The organism is Ramlibacter sp. GS1-15 (genome assembly GCF_057785015.1).
On the sequence record NZ_JBYNTU010000001.1, the window covers coordinates 1,128,800 to 1,144,125 of the forward strand.

Here is a 15,326-nt window from a genome sequence, read left to right on the forward strand (position 1 = left end):
GCTCCACCCCTCGCGCCGGACTCGACCCTGGATCGTCGCGGACATCTGGGCGCGCGGCTCAGCCGCCCCTCCGGTGGAAGGCGAAGAACCGGCTGCCCAGGTACCCGGTCATCGCATAAGGGACCACGCCCGCCGCCTGCGCCCAATAGCTGTTGAGGTGCAACACATCGATCGCCCAGACGGTCACCGACAGGTTCGCGAGGTAGGCCACGAGCAGCACGAGCAAATAGCGGCCCAGCGCGCCCGCGGTGTCGCCGCGATAGCCGAAGGTCCAGCGCTTGTTCAGGCCGAACCCGATCAGCAGCGCGGTGGCGTAGCCGATGAAGTTCGCGACGACGTCGCCCAGCCCCAGCAGGCCTTTGCAGGCGAAGATGAGCGTAAGGCCGACGGCGGTATTCGCCAGCCCGACAATCGCGAAACGCCGCACACGAAAATCGGAAATGGCGCGCAGTGAAACATTCATATGCGGCCTGCTCAGAAGATCTTTCGGCATTGACGGCCAGGCTCCAAGCCGTCGCCGTCGGCAAGGTCGAGTGTCGAGAGCTGGTCGAACCGGGGCCCGGCGCGGTACCGCTGCAGGAACTTGTCCAACTCCGGCTCGGCCTCCAGGAACGCCAGATATCCGAACTGCGGCTCCAGTACTCCTTCGCTGACGACCGCGTTGTCGATCAGGATCCGCTTTGGCGGACGGCACTGCAGGTCCTCCAGGATCTGTCGCCGCACGGTCGTGGCGAGCCGCTCGAGTTCCGGAGATGTTTCATGGGCCACTCGGGCACGCACGATCGCGGGCAGCATCCACAGCGACATGTAGCGTGCCGGCCAGACGAGTCCGAAGTCTTCGATCATCGGCCATATCGTGGCCGGTCCGACGGCAAGGACCATGACCGTTTCGCCCCGGGCGAGGCCCGAAAGTGCGGCCTCGGTCATGGCATGTCTGTCGTTCCGATAAGGACCGACATGCAGCGCCTCGAGCGATGCGATCAGTGCCACGCTCGCGAGCGCGAGCGCGCCCGGGCGATGGCGGCTGTATTTCCAGGACAGGGCCGTGCTCTCGGCACCGGCTAGCACCAGCAGCATTCCAATGGCCGGAAATGCGTGGTAGCGCCACCCTTTGTACTGGGCGATGTAAGCCAGCAGGAACGCCAGCGCGGCCACCAGCGCGGCACCGCCCATGGCGGTGATCGGGCCCCGGTACGCGAGCAAACCTGCCGACGCGGTGAGCACCAGGAGAACGACGGTCTGCGACCAGACAAAGCCGGAGGGTGCGCTGCCGAAATCCGCATACGACAGGAACAGGAACGGGAGCTGCGTGCGCGCATAGTCGGGCGAGAACAAAAGAATGCAAGAGAGGTATGCCGCTGCGCATGCGGCCAGGGCAATGGACTCGGGACGCATTGGCGTCCACTGACGGCGGAGCTTCATCGCGAGCCATGCCTCGAGGGCCAGCGGCACGAGGGCGAAATGCGCTTTGAGGGCCAGGCCGGACGCAGCGAATATCCCAACGGTCACCGACAGCCCGATCGGCGGCGCTTTCCCCCTTTGTGCGCGGGCCGCGATCAAGGAGACGTAGGGGAGCGTCGCGAGCAGCACGTAGTGCTCTCGCTGCCCGAAGTCGGGCAGCACCACGATCGTGGCTGCGATCAGGATCGTGACGTACTGCGCAAGCCGGGCTGTCGATGACGTCCCGCGATGGATCGCTCCGACCATCAAGAGGCACGACGTCAATGTGACAAGGAAGAAGTCCCTCAGGAGCTCCCGGGGTGCGATCCCGACGAGATCCGAGAGGTGGACGAGGGGAACCGCCATCCAGAACCAGAGCGGCGGATTGACCTCGAGGATGTCCACATAGAGACGTGCTCCGTGGGCCAGCTGCCGCGCAACCCAGATCTGCCAAACGGCATCGTGACCGATAGCGACGTTTCGCAGCGCGATCGCGCTTGCGAGCAGGCCCAGGAGGGCGGCCACCTCCGGCCACGACCCGGAAAGGGCGGCACGGATCGCACGAAAACCGACGGTCCGGCGTGTCGCGCCGGCGACGGGGAGTGACTCACTCGAGAGTTTCATGCCCCCTGCTGCGCGATGAGACGGTACTGCGCGCCCAGCGGTAGCCACTCCATGCGAGCCTCGAGAGGCCGCAGCAGGGACAGCGCCCGCGGAAAGAACAACTTGTAGTCGATGCGCGGACGCCGCCAGCCGGCCTGCGCCGCGCAACTGCGCAGCTGCGCCGGAGGCACCAGATGCGCATTCACATCCAGCGGGCAGGCGCGCACGGCATGCACCGTGAGCGGATTGGCGGGGTTGTGTTCGTACACCACGATCAGGCCGCCTGGGCGCACGAGGCGGCGCAGCTCGCGCAGCCAGTGCAGGTGCTGCGCGTGGGGGATGTGGTGGAAGACGCAGGCCGAGAACACGATGTCCTGGCTGGCCGCGGCGAGCGGCACCCGCTGCTCCACGAGCACGTGGCGCTCGGATCCCGGAAAGCGCGTGCGGGCGATCTCGAGGCTGCGCGGCGAAACGTCGGCGCAGGCAAGCTGCGCCTGCGGGAAGTACTGACGGAACCACGGGATCGAATTGCCGATGCCGCTGCCGAAATCGAGGATCTCGCTCACGGGACCGAGATGCGTCGCCGAGAAGCGGGCCAGGTCCGCGATCTTGTATTCGGCGAAGAACTCCGGCTGCTCGCCCGTGATCGCGACATTGGCCTGGTGCAAGGCGTGGTATTCGTCCGCGAGCAGGTCGAACTCTGCGCGCAGCCCCGGCGCCGGCGCCGCAGGCGCATCGACGCGTACGCCCGAGCCGATGACCGCGCTCATGACCGCATCCTCGCCGGGCGCGAGCCGCGGGGCGCGAAGCCGAAGCGCGCCGTGCGGCCCGCCGCGTATCGGGCCACGTGAGCGGGCGATTGCGTGGCCTGCCCGTCGCCGGCTGCCGCTTCGGCGTGAATCACCGTCTCCACCAGGAAGCGCGGGCGCCGCTTGCTCTCGACGTAGATCTTGCCGATGTATTCGCCGAGCACGCCGAGGCAGAACAGCTGCACGCCGCCGAGGAAATAGATCGGCAGGATCGTGGAGGCCCAGCCCGGCACGGTGCTGTCGGTCAGCAGCTTGACGCCCAGCGCCCACGCGGCGAGCAGCACGCACGCGAGCGAGACGGCGAAGCCGAGCGCGGTGATCACGCGCAGCGGCCGCACCGAGAACGACGTGATGCCGTTGAGCGCGAACTCGATCATCTTGCGCAGCGGGTACTTGGACTCACCGGCGAGGCGCTCGTGCCGCTCGTAACGCACCACCGTGCTGCGCAGGCCGAGCAGCGGCACGACGCCGCGCAGGAACAGGTTCGCCTCGTTGAACTCGCGCAGGTACGCGACGGCCCGGCGGCTCAGCAGCCGGTAGTCGGCATGGTCGAACACCGTCTGCACGCCGAGCCACGACATGACGTGATAGAAGCCGCGCGCGCTGGTGCGCTTGAACCAGCTGTCGCAGGCGCGGCTGGAGCGCACGCCGTAGACCACCTCGTGCCCCGCCTTGAATGCTTCGACCATCTGCTCGATGGCCGCGACGTCGTCCTGCAGGTCGGCGTCGATCGTCACCACGGCGTCGCCGCGTGTGCGGTCCATGCCCGCGAGCAGCGCGTTCTGGTGGCCGCAGTTGCGCGAGAGCTTGACACCCACCACATGCTCGCTGGACGAGGCCCAGCGGTCGATGATCTTCCAGGTCTCGTCGCGGCTGCCGTCGTCGACGAACACGATCTCGCTGCGGCGGGTGATCTTGCCTGCAGCGATCATCTTCTGCCTGGCCCGGGCCAGGCGCAGATAGGTCTGCGCGAGCACCTCCTGCTCGTTGTAGCAGGGCACCACGATGGACAGCGTGATGGGCGCGGCGGGGAGGGGTTTGGTCGTCACGATGGCCTCTCGCGTGGATCGGGGTGGATCAGGACGCGGCCCGGACATGGACGACCGCTTTCTCGTCCGCGTACAGGCGCCGCCATTCGGGCAGGTGGTCCAGGACCGCGATGGCCGGCGTGCCGGGCGGCAACAGCGTCCAGGTCACGCGATAGTCGGCCAGCAGCTTCTCCAGCGCACCGGCCTCGTGAGAATTCATGGCGTCGACGTAGCGCTTGAAGAAGGGGTCGCCATACATTTCGGCGCGGCCGTCGATGAAGGGCGGGATTCCGCTGTAGATCAGGTAGCCGCCCCAGCCGTAGCCGTTCAGCACCCGGCCCTGCCGCGCATAGGCTTTCGCGGCCTCGAGCGCCTTCTGCGGTGCGGCGAACTCCGGCGGTTCCACTGGGCGTACCTGCGCGAGCGTGAGCGTGGCCCCGGCCAGCAGCAGGATGCACGCGCCCACCGCCGCCGGGTGCGCCGGGTGCGCGAGCGCGCGCGAGAGGCGATCAAGTCGGCTCGAGGTGGCCGGTCGCTTCGCCGCGGCCCACTGCGCGGCGAATGGTTGCGCGACGATCAGGGGCGCCAGCATGCCGACCAGTTCTATGTTGCGCGCGTGCTTGAGCGCCAGGTGCAACAGGCCCAGCACGAGCGTCAGGCGCAGCCACGGCAGCTTGAGCCCCTGCGCCAGAGAGACGGCCAGCGCGCCAAGGAGCCAGATCTCGAGCGGCTCGACACCGTGAAAGTTGGCCGACAGCCACTCCGAGATGTGGTCCAACGCGAACTCGCGGTGGGTCATCACCTCCCACGTGTAGACATATCCCTGAATCCCGTGCGGCGTCACAAGGCCGCACGCGACGGCGAGCAGGACGAACAGGCCCCAATCGCGCGCTACGACGTTGATGCGCCCGCGCGCGCGAGCTTCAAGCAGCGCCTCGAACGCGAAGGCGGCGGCGAGGCAGATACCGAGAACGAAGCCCGCGTGCATGTTGGCCCAGACCACGAGCAGCGGCATCAGCCATAGCGTGGGACGACGGTCTTCCTGCCGCGCCCGCACGAGTTCCGCGGCCCAAAGCACCAGGAAGGGCATGGCGAGCACGTGTGGGCGCGCGAGGAAATGGCCGATCGTCATCATCACGGCCAGCGCAGTGAAGAGGACGGCACGTGTGGGTTCCACGGTCCGCAGCAGCGCGCGGGAGAGCAGGGCCATGGCGGCCGCGAACGCCAGCGCGGCCACGGCGACCACGGCGGCCCACCCGCCGAAGTCGTGAACGCGTGCGAGGATGACCTCGGAGAGCCATTCGTGCGCGGTCCACGGCGCGCCGGGCATGGTGTGGGAAAACGGGTCGGTCGCCGGCACGGCGCGATGCTCGAGGATCCAGCGCCCCGCCGCGATGTGCCAGTAGGTATCGCCGTCCTTCAGGACGTTCTCGTTCGAAAGCGCCAGGCCGTAGACGTAGATACCGATCAGCATCGGCCAGGAGGCCAGCCGCAGCGCGGGCGCGGCCAGCGCTGCGATCCGGGGCGCCGCGATGTCGCTGGGCTGCTTCATGTTCCGTTCCCCGTCAGCATCGGCAGTACGGTGCGGATGATGGTGATCATCGCGGGCCCGAGGATCACGACGATGACCGACGGGAAGATGAAGCACACCAATGGGAAGAGCATCTTCGTCGGGATTTTGGCCGCGCGCTCTTCGGCGGCCATCTGACGCTTGTGGCGCAGGTCGTCGGAAAACACGCGCAGTGAATCGCCTATGTTCGTGCCGAATTTCTCTGCCTGGGTGAGCATGGTCGCGAAGGTGCCGATCTCGTCGATCCCCGTGCGCAGCGCCAGGTTGTGGAGTGCCTTTTCGCGCGTGCCGCCCGCCCTCATCTCGAGGTTCGTGAGGTGCAGTTCCTCCGCGAGCGCGATGCTCTTGCGCCGCATTTCGTCGGCGACCCTCGTGAGTGCCGCATCCAGCCCCAACCCCGCTTCGACGCACACCAGCATCAGATCGGCCGCGTCGGGGAAGGTCTCGAAGATCTCGCGCTGCCGGTCCTTGCGCATGGTGTGGACCACGAAGTTCGGTATATAGCAGCCCACCAGCGCGGCGATCAGTATCCACATCATGAGACCGAGTCCCAGAGTCTGGTTGAAAGCGCGCGCACCGAAGAAGACCGCCGCGGCGAACAGCAGCGGCAGCAGGCCCTTCGTGCCGAAATACAGCGCGCGCGCATCGGCGCGCCGGATTCCGGCGTGGAAGAACTTGATCCGCAGTGGCGAGTCTTCCCACTCGCCTTCGGGCGTGGACAGCTTGGCGAACGGGCCGGCCAGCTTGACGAAGGTCTCCGTCCAGTTGGAGGGCTGTTCGGGGATCGCGCTGATCCCGTGCAGCCGCTGCTGCGTGCGGTTGGGCGCGAGGAACAGGAACGCCGCCGCGCCCAGCAGCATGATGGCGATGAAGACGAGTGAAGCGACGACGACCATGGCGGCCTCCTAGACGCGGATGCGGACGATCTTGCGCATGATCAGGGCGCCGATCGCCATGAGCGTGAGCATGTATTCGATCAGGGAGATGCCGATCGGGTCGGTCCAGAGCAGGCTCATGAACTGCGGGTTCACGAGGTTCATCGCGAGCGCGAGACAGAACGGCATCAGGCCGAGGATCCATGCGGAAAGCCGACCCTCGGACGACAGCACGCGGATCCTGGCCATCAGCTTGGCCCGCTGGCGGATCAGGCTACTCAGGTTCGTGAGGATCTCGGTGAGGTTGCCGCCCGCCTCGCGCTGGATCAGGACGGCGACGACGAAGTAGCGCAAGTCGGTGCTCGGCACGCGGTCGCTCAGGTTCGTGACGGCCTGCTGCAGCGACACGCCGAAGTTGATCTGGTCGTGGACGGTGCGGAATTCGCCGGCGATCGGCTCGCTCATCTCGTCGCCTACCATCTTCATCGCCGATGGGAAAGCGTGCCCGGCGCGCAGCGCTCGCGTCATCAAGTCCAGGGCTTCGGGCAGCTGCGCGCCGATCCTCGCAAGACGCCGGCTGCGCTGGCGCTCAACATAGGCCAGCGGCAGGGCGGCGGCGCCGACGCTGATGAGGCCGGACACCAGATACGACAGCCGCGCCACTTCCGTCGCGATCATCCATCCCGCAAACAGGCAGGCGAATGTCGCGACGAGCAAGCCGGAAACGGTCCAGGTCAGCCCGGACTGCAGCAGCAGGCGATCGAGCCGCTGCACGCGCGGCACGCTCTGCAGTGCGCGTTCGAACACGGGCAGCTCGCTGAGCATGCGCTGCTTGAGCACCTGGCTGCGGGAGCTGCGGTCCAGGCTGGCCGAAAGCGACTGCAGCCGGTTGTTCAGGCGTATGGCTTCCGGTCCCTTGCGCGACCTCCAGAGCAGGTACAGGCTCTCGATCAACAGCAGCACCGCCACGAACGTGAGGACGGTGAGGATCAGGAAGTTGTTGGTTCCCTGGATGAATTGCATGAAGCCTCCTTCACTGCAGGTGTCGCAGCGGGTCGAACATGCCGTCCGGCAGCACGACGCCGAACGCGCGCAGGCGATCGCAGAACTTGGGCCGCACGCCGGTGGCTTGGAAGTGGCCCTCCACGGTGCCGTCCTTCGCCAGGCCCGTCTGCCGGAAAGCGAAGATCTCCTGCATGGTGACCACTTCGCCTTCCATCCCCGTGATTTCCTGGATGCTCGTCACCTTGCGCCGTCCGTCGATCAGTCGCAGGACCTGCACGACCACCGTGATGGCCGAGGCGATCTGCTGGCGCGCGGCCTTGTGCGGCAGGCTCATGTTCGCCATGCCGATCATGTTTTCCAGCCGCGCCAGGGCGTCCCGCGGCGAGTTCGCATGGATCGTCGTGAGCGAGCCCTCGTGGCCGGTATTCATGGCCTGCAGCATGTCGAAGGCCTCGGCCCCGCGAACTTCGCCGATGATGATGCGGTCCGGTCGCATCCGCAGGGCGTTGCGCACCAGCGCGCGCTGCGTGATCTCGCCGCGCCCCTCGATGTTCGGCGGCCGGGTTTCCATGCGCACCACGTGCGGCTGCTGCATCTGCAGCTCCGCCGCGTCCTCGATGGTGACCACGCGCTCCGCTTCCGGGATGTAGCCCGACAGGATGTTCAGCAAGGTGGTCTTGCCGGCGCCCGTGCCACCGGAGATCACGATGTTCACCTTGGACCGGATGAGGCCCTCCAGCATGATCGCCATTTCCGGCGTGAGGGTCTTGAGCTGGTCGCCGATCAGGTTATCCATCCGCAGCGGGATGTGCGCGAACCGCCGGATGGACATCATGGGACCGTCGATGGCCACGGGCGGGACCACGGCGTTCACACGCGAGCCGTCCGGAAGCCGCGCGTCGACCATCGGGCTGGACTCGTCGATGCGCCGGCCGATCAGCGAGACGATCTTGTCGATGATGCGCAGCAGGTGCTTCTCGTCGGTGAACGTCACGTTGGTCAGCTCCAGCCGGCCGCGGCGCTCGACGTAGATTTGCCGGTACGAGTTCACCAGGATGTCGGAGACGGTCGGATCCGCCATCAGCAGCTCCAGCGGGCCGAAGCCGAGCATCTCGTGCTGAATGTCGCGGATCAGCGTGCCGCGCTCGCTGTCGTTGATGACGGCCTGCTCCTCCGCGAGCAGGCGCTCCACCATCACGGCGATCTCGGCCCGTAGCGCATCCGGTGTCAGCGTCTCGAGCGCGGCGAGGTCGAACTTGTCCAGCAGCTTCAGGTGGATGCGTCCCTTGAGCAACTTGTAGGAATCCGCGGCGCCCGGCTGCAGCGACGATGACGGATCGGGGCCGCCGCCATTGAGCCTGGCGCGCAGCGAGGGCATCGAGCCGAGCGTGGCCGTGGTGCTGATGGGGTGGATGGACGACATCTCATGCTCTCCTGAAGAGGCGATCGAGGAGTCCGCGGCTCTCGTCGGTGCGCGGGCTGATGGACTGGGCGAACTCCGACAAGTTCTTCACCACGGCGTTCGAGCGCGACGTCTTGGTGAGCGGGTCGCCGTGGTTGATCGAGGCCGTGACGTCCTTGTACGAATTCGGGACGGTACGCACCTTGATGCCTCCCAGCGAGCGCTGGATCTGCTCCAGGCCGATCTCGGCGCTGCGGTCGACGCGGTTGACGATCAGCTCCGTCTTGTCCAGCGGGTAGCCGAGCGCGCGGAACGCATCGAGCATCTTGCTTGCGTTGCGCACGTCCGGCAGCGTGGACTGCACCACGCCGAAAATGCGCCACGCCCGGTCGAACGCATGGATCGCGACCGGGTCCAGGTTGCGGCTCACGTCGAGGATCACGAACTCGTGGTTGGCGGACGCGAGTTCGAGGATGGCGTCGACATGTTCGGGCCGCACTTCGACCGCTTCGGCGACGTCCTCGGGCGCAGGCAGGATGCTGTAGTTGGGCGCCACGCGCACGGTGCTGGCGGCCAGCAGCGACGCGTCGAGCCGCGCGATGTCCTTCGCCACGTCGGCGATCGTGGAGACCGGCCGGCCGTCGTGGACGAACGCGAGCGCGTTCCCGAATTGCAGGTTCAGGTCGATGAGCAGGACGCTGCCGCGCTCGGCCAGATGCCAGCCCAGGTTGGTCGCCAGAAAGGTCGCGCCGCTGCCGCCCTTGCACGACATGAAGGCAAGGATCCGGCCGCGCCTGGGCGCCTGCACCCTGGTGATCTTCGCCGCGACGCGATCGACGGCTGACTCGAGAGCGTCGCGCGGGACCGGCGAGGGGAGCACCTCGCGCACGCCGGCGCGCATGGAGTTGAGCAGAAATTCGGGCGTGTGGGTGGAGCAAAGCAGCACCACCACCATCGTTGGGTACTGGGTGGTCACGTGTTCCACGTGCGCGAGCTCGCCGGTGTCGCAGCAGATGCCGTCGACCAGCATGAGGTCCGGCTGCTCGCGCTCGGCAACTTCGCGCATGCGGCTCTTGCCGCCCTCGTAGAGCAGCGCGCGGTGGGAACGGGCCTCGAGCACGCCGCGGATGTCCTGCAGGTGCTGGGTGCTGGGGGAGATGACGGCGATTTTCATCAGGAATCCTGTTCAGGGGCAGATCGTTGCGGCATTGGCGTCCTGCCGCATGTCTTCGCGGGTGAGGTAGGTGGCGAAGCTGGGCAGCGGGATCACGCCCAGGCGCGCGAGGCCCGCCATGGGCGACATGAAGTTGTAGGTAAGGCCGGTGATCGTCACCCGCACGCCGATGCAGCTGGTGGGGTTGCAACCCGCCGGGTCCCAGCCCACGTTGATGGTCTGGATCTGGGGCAGCAGCGCCTGCATCTTGTTCAGCACCAGCGTCGCGTTGCCCGTGTTGTCGCAAACCACCGCGTAGCGGGCTCCCGCGCGCGCCGCCTCGCTCGCCGCGTTCCACGTGAACAGCATGCGCGTGACGTCCAGGATCACGAGGGTGAACGCCAGCCACATAATGAACACCAGCGCGAACTCGACCGCGGTGGCGCCTCGTTGTTTGCGCTTCACGTGTGGCTCCTCATCGTGGCGGTGATGTCCGAGAAGGTGATCGTCCCGAACGACACGCCGAAGGCGGTGGTGAAGATCGACTGGAACTGGTAGCCCGTGACGCCAACCGTCACCACGCTGATGGTCGGGGTGGTGCCTGCCGTCTGCCAGACTGGCGTCATCACATTGGTCGCGCTCAGGCCGCGCGCAAGCGGGGTGGCGCCGGAAGGTGGCGACGTGTAGCCGTACACGATGAGGTTGCTCGCCTGCGTCTGGTGCGTGTTCGGGTCCTGCATGGCGAGGTAGCGCGCGGCCTGGCGGACCGACTTCGCCACGGAGCCGTATTCGTACAGGGCGCGGCCGATTTCGGTGGTCGCGAAGGTGAGCACGAGCAGCAGCGGCAGGATCAGCGCGAACTCGATCACTGCGACGCCGCGCTGGCCGGATTTCAAGGAGAAGCTGTTCATGGCCATTCCCTCACCTCACCAGCACGGGAACGAGCGGGCCGGCGGTACCGCCCGGAATGCCTGAAGTCGTGCACGGGCTGGCCGGAGTGCCCGCCGAGCCGATGATCTCGATTTTCACGTCGTCGTTCGGGCCGCTCATGGGGTGCAGCATGAACATGCACAGGTAATCGATGACGTGATTGCCGTCATCCAGCACGGGTACCGTCACGACGCGGCGGTCGCCCGTGCCATACCGCTGGTGCTCGCCATTCGTGCCCGGCGTCGCGACCACCCTGAAGCTGTTCAGCTTGTTGGGGTCGCCGAACGTGATCGTGCTTCCGTCCCTCAGGTCCGTGCCGGTGTCGTCGAAGGAGGCATACGCGGCGCGCTTCGCGACGAAGTTCTGCGCGCTGGGAGCCGAGCCCGCCGCCGGCGTGCCCGACCAGGCGTTCTCCGGCGGGGCGTTCTTCCAGTTCGTCGACGTGTAGGAGTAGCCCGACAGGTCCGGGCGGTGCTGGCTGTGGTCGACGTTGTTCTTGTAGATGCCGAAGCGGTAATTCCACACCTCGTCCACCGCCGTCTTCGCGCCGGGCGTGCCCAGCGTGTCGCCCACTCGCGTGTTGCACACGCCGCTCTCGAGCTGGTCCTTCGTGGCCCTCGCATTCGTGCTGCCGTCGAGGTTGTACCAGCCGAACTCGCCGCTGCCGGGGTTGCGCGTTCCCCAGACGGTCACCCACTGGCCGGCGATGAAGCCGTACATCGGCGGCGATGAACCCGGGGGAGCCTTGACGGCCACGGGAATGGGGCAGGCGGTCTGCGAGCTGCCGCGCTTCGCGATCGCGCTCGCGCCCACGTCCTGCGTAGCCCGGAACACCGTCGTGTTGCCGGAGAACGCGGCCATCGCCCGCATCAGCCAGAGCCGCACGTCCGGCTGCACGTGCTGGCACTGCACATAGGATGCGGCGAACGGATCCGTGGTCGACACGAATCCGGAGGTATAGAAAGTGATCTCGGTGTCGGGCGCGAGCTGGCCCTTGTTGTCCCACGTCCCGGATTGGAGGTTTACCCGATTGAGGTTCGCGGCGGTCGCGCCGGCGCTCATCGCGCGCGAAATGGAGGTGGACTGCGTGTCCAACTCCTGCGCGGCCGCAAGCGCGCAGCTGTCCATGGCCGTCTGCAGCTCGGTCTTCACGATGAACAGTCGCCCGAAGTCCAGCGCGAATGCCATGAAGCCAAGCAGGAACAGCAGCATCAGACAGGTCGTGATGATGATCGCGCCTTTCTGGCGACGGCGGTTCACGACTTTTCGCATGACTACTTTTGCTCCTGTTGCCACACAGGGGGGCCCGCCACGTCATGACGGGCCCGCCTGTTCCGGGGGCATCAAGCGCAGGCGTTGCCGTTCGTCAGGCAGGTACCGACACGGCTGATGAAGCTGTTGAAGTTGGCGTTCGTGAGATTGCGCAGTGCGACCACCAGGGTGATGGAAACGACCGCGATGATCAGGGCGTACTCGATCACCTGGGAGCCTTCTTCATCTTTCGCGAACGACTGAACGGAATTCAGGAACTTGTGCATGGTTGACCTCTTTGAAAAACAAAACGGAAAAAGTGAAATGACGGAGTTGAAGGTGGTGCTTTCGTCATGTCATGGCGAACACTCCTTTCCGCGCACTGCGTGCCGCGAGTTCTTCACGTGAGTCCGGGCGGGCGCTACTGCCCGCCGCCCCCGCGGACGGCTCCGCCGATGTTGATCACGTTCACCACCGGCGGGGGTGCCTTGAATGCGTCCACGTAGCGGGCCTGCGCTTCGCGCGCCGCAGGTCCGTCCATCCCGACCACCGGGTCGGTGCTGGCGGCATTCGGGTTGAGCGTCATGCGCTGGCGCGCCTCGCGCACGGCCTTGCCGAAGCTCGCGTCGTATTGCGGGGTGACCGAGTAGTTGGGGCCGCTGCAAGCCGTGAGGGCCAGTGCGGTCGCGAGGAGCGGTATGGTTCTGTTCATGATCTTCTCCGGTTGAGGTCAAGGCGCCGGCGCGCTGCCTTCCGTGACACCGCGGAAGAACGCGTCTCCGGGCGTCGGGGCCACGTGGCTGTCGGTGGGCAGGATCACGGCGCCCGTCATCGGCTTGACCAGGCGCGGGGTGATCAGGAACATCAGCTCCGTCTGGTCGGTCTGGAACTCGGTGGAGCGGAAGAGCGCGCCGAGCACGGGCGCGTCGCCCAGGCCCGGGAACTTGTCGAGCGCTTCGGACAGGTTGTTCTTGATCAGACCCGCGACGGCGAAACTCTGGCCGTCCAGCAGCTGCACCGTCGTGTCCACGCGGCGCGTCGTCATGGACGGCAGGACCGACGTGACACCGCCGACGGTCGTGAATGGCGAGCCGGTCTGCGAGAGGTCGGAGACTTCGGAGACCAGCTTCAGGTTGATGCGCGAGCCGTCCAGGACCGTGGGCGTGAACTTCAGGCCGACGCCGAACTCCTTTTCCTCGAGCGTGATCGAGGTGCCGCCGAAGTTGTTGCCCTGAGAGACGGGAATGAAGATCTTGCCGCCGGACAGGAAGCTCGCGGACTGGCCGCTGATCGCCATGATGTTCGGCTCGGCCAGCACGCGCACGATGCCGTCCTTCTTCTGCGCGTCGACGTTCACCAGGGTCCCGTTCTTGGCAATCGTTTGCGAGCCGATGGTGAACTTGTCGCTGAACGTGCCATCCGGGTTGCGGGTCTGGGTCCGGTCGACGCCGCCGATGGATGCGCTGCCGTTGGCATTGCGCCCCGAGGTGGCCGCGGACGAGGAGCCGGCCACGCCGGTCACCACTTCCGTGGCGAAGCGCGTAAAGAGACCCGGGCCGCCGCCGATGATTCCCGAGATGAGGCTTGCTGCGCCGGATGACGTGATCACGCGCGAGAAATCGAGCCCGAGCCGGTTGAGCAGCGTCTTGCTCACTTCGGCAATCTTCACTTCGAGCATCACCTGCTGCGGCGAGTCCACGCGCAGCATGTTCACCACCTTCTTGCCGTCCCCGTAGGAGCCCGCAAGCGTCACCACCTGGTCCAGCCTCACCGGGTCGCTCACGGTGCCCATGAGGACGATCGCGTTCTCGGCCGCCGCGACTTTCACGCCGCGCTCCTGCGGCATGAGTTCCCCGATCTTGGCCTGCAGTGTCTCGGGATCCACCGTCACCACGATGTCCTTGACCACGCACCGGCCATCCGATCCCTGCAGGATCACGTTCATCGACCCGGTCTTGCGCCCGAGGAAGAAGAGTTCGGTCGGGCTGAGCAGCGTGATCTCCGTGTCGGCCACGCCGTCGCTGGCGCCTGCGCCTGGCCCGGCCGCGGGGGGCGCAGCAGGGGCGGGCGCACCCGCCGCACCGGGTCCACCTTGCGGCTGCGCGGCCATCGGACGGCCGGCCCGGCTGGTGGGCTGTCCGCCGACGATCAGGCGCGCTGCGGGGTAGTCCAGATGGATCACCTGCGACTTGCCCAGCGCGAGGCGCAACGGCGGATCGGCGGTGACGGACGTGCAGGGTCGCAGTGCGGCGTTCGCTGCGGCAGCAGGACGCGTGCTGCGCGTTGCGGGCGGCGGATTGTTCTCCGCGGGTCGCGTCTGGGCCAGTGCCGAAGCCGCGAGGCAGAGGACGGAAGCGAAGGCGATGGCCTGGGGCTGGAAGGTGGTTTTCATGTGTGCGGGTTCCCTGGTTCTTGTTGTTGGTGGGCTGCCCGCTCAGAAGCAGCTCAGGCTCGTGGTGCCGTTGCGGATGATCTCCACGCATGGCGCCTTGACCACCCCGACAGGTCGCGCTGCCGCGACGCGAATGGGCTTCGGTGCCTCGACCGATGCCTTGAAGCCCAGCAGCTGTTCGCGGGTCACGCCGTTCGTCTTCGCAAAATCCTTGTCGAGCTGGTTGCGCAGCACGAGCGACAGGCTGCCGACGCTGCGTGCGAGGTCGAGCTTTTCGGCATCGGCCGGCGAGAGTTCGAGCGTCACGGCGCTCACCACCTTGGGCTTGGTGTCGTCGCGGCCGGCTTCCTGGGCGACCGCCAGCACCAGCACGTGCTCGAGCACCGTCATGCTGATCTGGTTGCTGCCGCGCGCACCGGTGTCCTGCTGCATGTTCACCATGACGTCGACGTAGTTGCCCGGCAGCGCGAACCCGGCCACGCCGACCACGTCGTTCACCCGCACGGTCATGGCGCGCTTGCCCTCGGCGATCACCGCGGACAGGCCGCCATTGGTCCCCACCGGCGCGAGCTTGCGGTCGAGGACGGCCTCGCCGCGCTGCAGGCCGACTTTCACCACGCGGTCCTGCACGTCCTTCAAGTCGTTGAAGGCGCCGGCCGGCACCGACCCGGTGGGCCAGTCCACCTGCGTGATCATCTGCGGGTTGATCTTGCTGCCCAGTTCGATGTCGACGGCGGCGACGACGACCTTGGTGGCCGCCAGGTTGCCTCGTTGCGCAACCCAGCCCGCCGCATAGACGGCGGCGGCCAGTCCGGTCACGATCGCCAGCAGCAGGAGTGCGAGCGCCTTGATGTTCCTCATGTGATGC

General features: G+C 66.8%; 16 protein-coding genes. All 16 read right to left on the reverse strand.

Annotated elements, in window-relative coordinates; translation table 11 throughout:
* Positions 1–58: 58 nt before the first annotated feature.
* The 16 genes from AC3EF3_RS05590 to cpaB all read right to left on the reverse strand — a co-directional run bounded on the left by AC3EF3_RS05590 (position 59) and on the right by cpaB (position 15,319).
* Complete coding sequence (locus AC3EF3_RS05590) at positions 59–493, reverse strand: GtrA family protein (protein WP_488531165.1); 435 nt, start codon at positions 491–493, stop codon at positions 59–61.
* Positions 475–2,064, reverse strand: coding sequence for a hypothetical protein (locus AC3EF3_RS05595; RefSeq protein WP_488531166.1), 1,590 nt, complete (start codon positions 2,062–2,064; stop codon positions 475–477). The genes AC3EF3_RS05590 and AC3EF3_RS05595 overlap by 19 nt, the downstream gene beginning before the upstream one ends.
* A complete protein-coding gene (locus AC3EF3_RS05600) occupies positions 2,061–2,813 on the reverse strand; it encodes a class I SAM-dependent methyltransferase (RefSeq protein ID WP_488531167.1) in 753 nt (250 codons plus the stop codon). The genes AC3EF3_RS05595 and AC3EF3_RS05600 overlap by 4 nt, the downstream gene beginning before the upstream one ends.
* Positions 2,810–3,901: a glycosyltransferase family 2 protein gene (locus tag AC3EF3_RS05605; protein ID WP_488531168.1), complete on the reverse strand. Its 1,092-nt coding sequence runs from the start codon at positions 3,899–3,901 to the stop codon at positions 2,810–2,812. The genes AC3EF3_RS05600 and AC3EF3_RS05605 overlap by 4 nt, the downstream gene beginning before the upstream one ends.
* A gap of 28 nt (positions 3,902–3,929) precedes the next feature.
* Positions 3,930–5,432: a hypothetical protein gene (locus AC3EF3_RS05610; protein WP_488531169.1), complete on the reverse strand. Its 1,503-nt coding sequence runs from the start codon at positions 5,430–5,432 to the stop codon at positions 3,930–3,932.
* Positions 5,429–6,346 carry a type II secretion system F family protein gene (locus tag AC3EF3_RS05615; RefSeq protein WP_488531170.1) on the reverse strand — a complete coding sequence of 306 codons (918 nt, stop codon included), beginning with the start codon at positions 6,344–6,346 and terminating at the stop codon, positions 5,429–5,431. The genes AC3EF3_RS05610 and AC3EF3_RS05615 overlap by 4 nt, the downstream gene beginning before the upstream one ends.
* A gap of 9 nt (positions 6,347–6,355) precedes the next feature.
* The gene (locus AC3EF3_RS05620) at positions 6,356–7,348 is read right to left on the reverse strand and encodes a type II secretion system F family protein (protein ID WP_488531171.1); all 993 of its coding nucleotides are present in this window, start codon (positions 7,346–7,348) and stop codon (positions 6,356–6,358) included.
* Between the two features lie 10 nt (positions 7,349–7,358).
* Positions 7,359–8,753: a TadA family conjugal transfer-associated ATPase gene (locus tag AC3EF3_RS05625; RefSeq protein ID WP_488531172.1), complete on the reverse strand. Its 1,395-nt coding sequence runs from the start codon at positions 8,751–8,753 to the stop codon at positions 7,359–7,361.
* Position 8,754: 1 nt separating this feature from the next.
* Positions 8,755–9,906: a CpaE/TadZ family protein gene (locus AC3EF3_RS05630; RefSeq protein WP_488531173.1), complete on the reverse strand. Its 1,152-nt coding sequence runs from the start codon at positions 9,904–9,906 to the stop codon at positions 8,755–8,757.
* A 12-nt stretch (positions 9,907–9,918) separates the two neighbouring features.
* Positions 9,919–10,350 carry a TadE/TadG family type IV pilus assembly protein gene (locus AC3EF3_RS05635; RefSeq protein ID WP_488531174.1) on the reverse strand — a complete coding sequence of 144 codons (432 nt, stop codon included), beginning with the start codon at positions 10,348–10,350 and terminating at the stop codon, positions 9,919–9,921.
* Positions 10,347–10,796 carry a TadE/TadG family type IV pilus assembly protein gene (locus AC3EF3_RS05640; protein WP_488531175.1) on the reverse strand — a complete coding sequence of 150 codons (450 nt, stop codon included), beginning with the start codon at positions 10,794–10,796 and terminating at the stop codon, positions 10,347–10,349. Before AC3EF3_RS05640 ends, AC3EF3_RS05635 begins: the two co-directional genes overlap by 4 nt.
* A 10-nt stretch (positions 10,797–10,806) precedes the next feature.
* Positions 10,807–12,087: a pilus assembly protein TadG-related protein gene (locus tag AC3EF3_RS05645; protein ID WP_488531176.1), complete on the reverse strand. Its 1,281-nt coding sequence runs from the start codon at positions 12,085–12,087 to the stop codon at positions 10,807–10,809.
* A gap of 71 nt (positions 12,088–12,158) precedes the next feature.
* Positions 12,159–12,353 (reverse strand): Flp family type IVb pilin, encoded by a 195-nt coding sequence (locus tag AC3EF3_RS05650; protein WP_488531177.1) that lies wholly within the window; start codon positions 12,351–12,353, stop codon positions 12,159–12,161.
* Between the two features lie 134 nt (positions 12,354–12,487).
* The gene (locus AC3EF3_RS05655; protein WP_488531178.1) at positions 12,488–12,778 is read right to left on the reverse strand and encodes a hypothetical protein; all 291 of its coding nucleotides are present in this window, start codon (positions 12,776–12,778) and stop codon (positions 12,488–12,490) included.
* Positions 12,779–12,796: 18 nt separating this feature from the next.
* Positions 12,797–14,458 carry a type II and III secretion system protein family protein gene (locus tag AC3EF3_RS05660; protein WP_488531179.1) on the reverse strand — a complete coding sequence of 554 codons (1,662 nt, stop codon included), beginning with the start codon at positions 14,456–14,458 and terminating at the stop codon, positions 12,797–12,799.
* A gap of 42 nt (positions 14,459–14,500) precedes the next feature.
* A complete protein-coding gene (gene cpaB, locus AC3EF3_RS05665; RefSeq protein WP_488531180.1) occupies positions 14,501–15,319 on the reverse strand; it encodes a Flp pilus assembly protein CpaB in 819 nt (272 codons plus the stop codon).
* Positions 15,320–15,326 lie beyond the last annotated feature (7 nt).

Bases quoted from the DNA above. Each gene is read 5' to 3' on its own strand.
- AC3EF3_RS05590 (WP_488531165.1), bottom strand. From the start codon at position 493: ATGCCGAAAGATCTTCTGAGCAGGCCGCATATGAATGTTTCACTGCGC.
- AC3EF3_RS05595 (WP_488531166.1), bottom strand. From the start codon at position 2,064: ATGAAACTCTCGAGTGAGTCACTCCCCGTCGCCGGCGCGACACGCCGG.
- AC3EF3_RS05600 (WP_488531167.1), bottom strand. From the start codon at position 2,813: ATGAGCGCGGTCATCGGCTCGGGCGTACGCGTCGATGCGCCTGCGGCG.
- AC3EF3_RS05610 (WP_488531169.1), bottom strand. From the start codon at position 5,432: ATGAAGCAGCCCAGCGACATCGCGGCGCCCCGGATCGCAGCGCTGGCC.
- AC3EF3_RS05615 (WP_488531170.1), bottom strand. From the start codon at position 6,346: ATGGTCGTCGTCGCTTCACTCGTCTTCATCGCCATCATGCTGCTGGGC.
- AC3EF3_RS05620 (WP_488531171.1), bottom strand. From the start codon at position 7,348: ATGCAATTCATCCAGGGAACCAACAACTTCCTGATCCTCACCGTCCTC.
- AC3EF3_RS05625 (WP_488531172.1), bottom strand. From the start codon at position 8,753: ATGTCGTCCATCCACCCCATCAGCACCACGGCCACGCTCGGCTCGATG.
- AC3EF3_RS05630 (WP_488531173.1), bottom strand. From the start codon at position 9,906: ATGAAAATCGCCGTCATCTCCCCCAGCACCCAGCACCTGCAGGACATC.
- AC3EF3_RS05640 (WP_488531175.1), bottom strand. From the start codon at position 10,796: ATGAACAGCTTCTCCTTGAAATCCGGCCAGCGCGGCGTCGCAGTGATC.
- AC3EF3_RS05645 (WP_488531176.1), bottom strand. From the start codon at position 12,087: ATGCGAAAAGTCGTGAACCGCCGTCGCCAGAAAGGCGCGATCATCATC.
- AC3EF3_RS05650 (WP_488531177.1), bottom strand. From the start codon at position 12,353: ATGCACAAGTTCCTGAATTCCGTTCAGTCGTTCGCGAAAGATGAAGAA.
- AC3EF3_RS05655 (WP_488531178.1), bottom strand. From the start codon at position 12,778: ATGAACAGAACCATACCGCTCCTCGCGACCGCACTGGCCCTCACGGCT.
- AC3EF3_RS05660 (WP_488531179.1), bottom strand. From the start codon at position 14,458: ATGAAAACCACCTTCCAGCCCCAGGCCATCGCCTTCGCTTCCGTCCTC.
- cpaB (WP_488531180.1), bottom strand. From the start codon at position 15,319: ATGAGGAACATCAAGGCGCTCGCACTCCTGCTGCTGGCGATCGTGACC.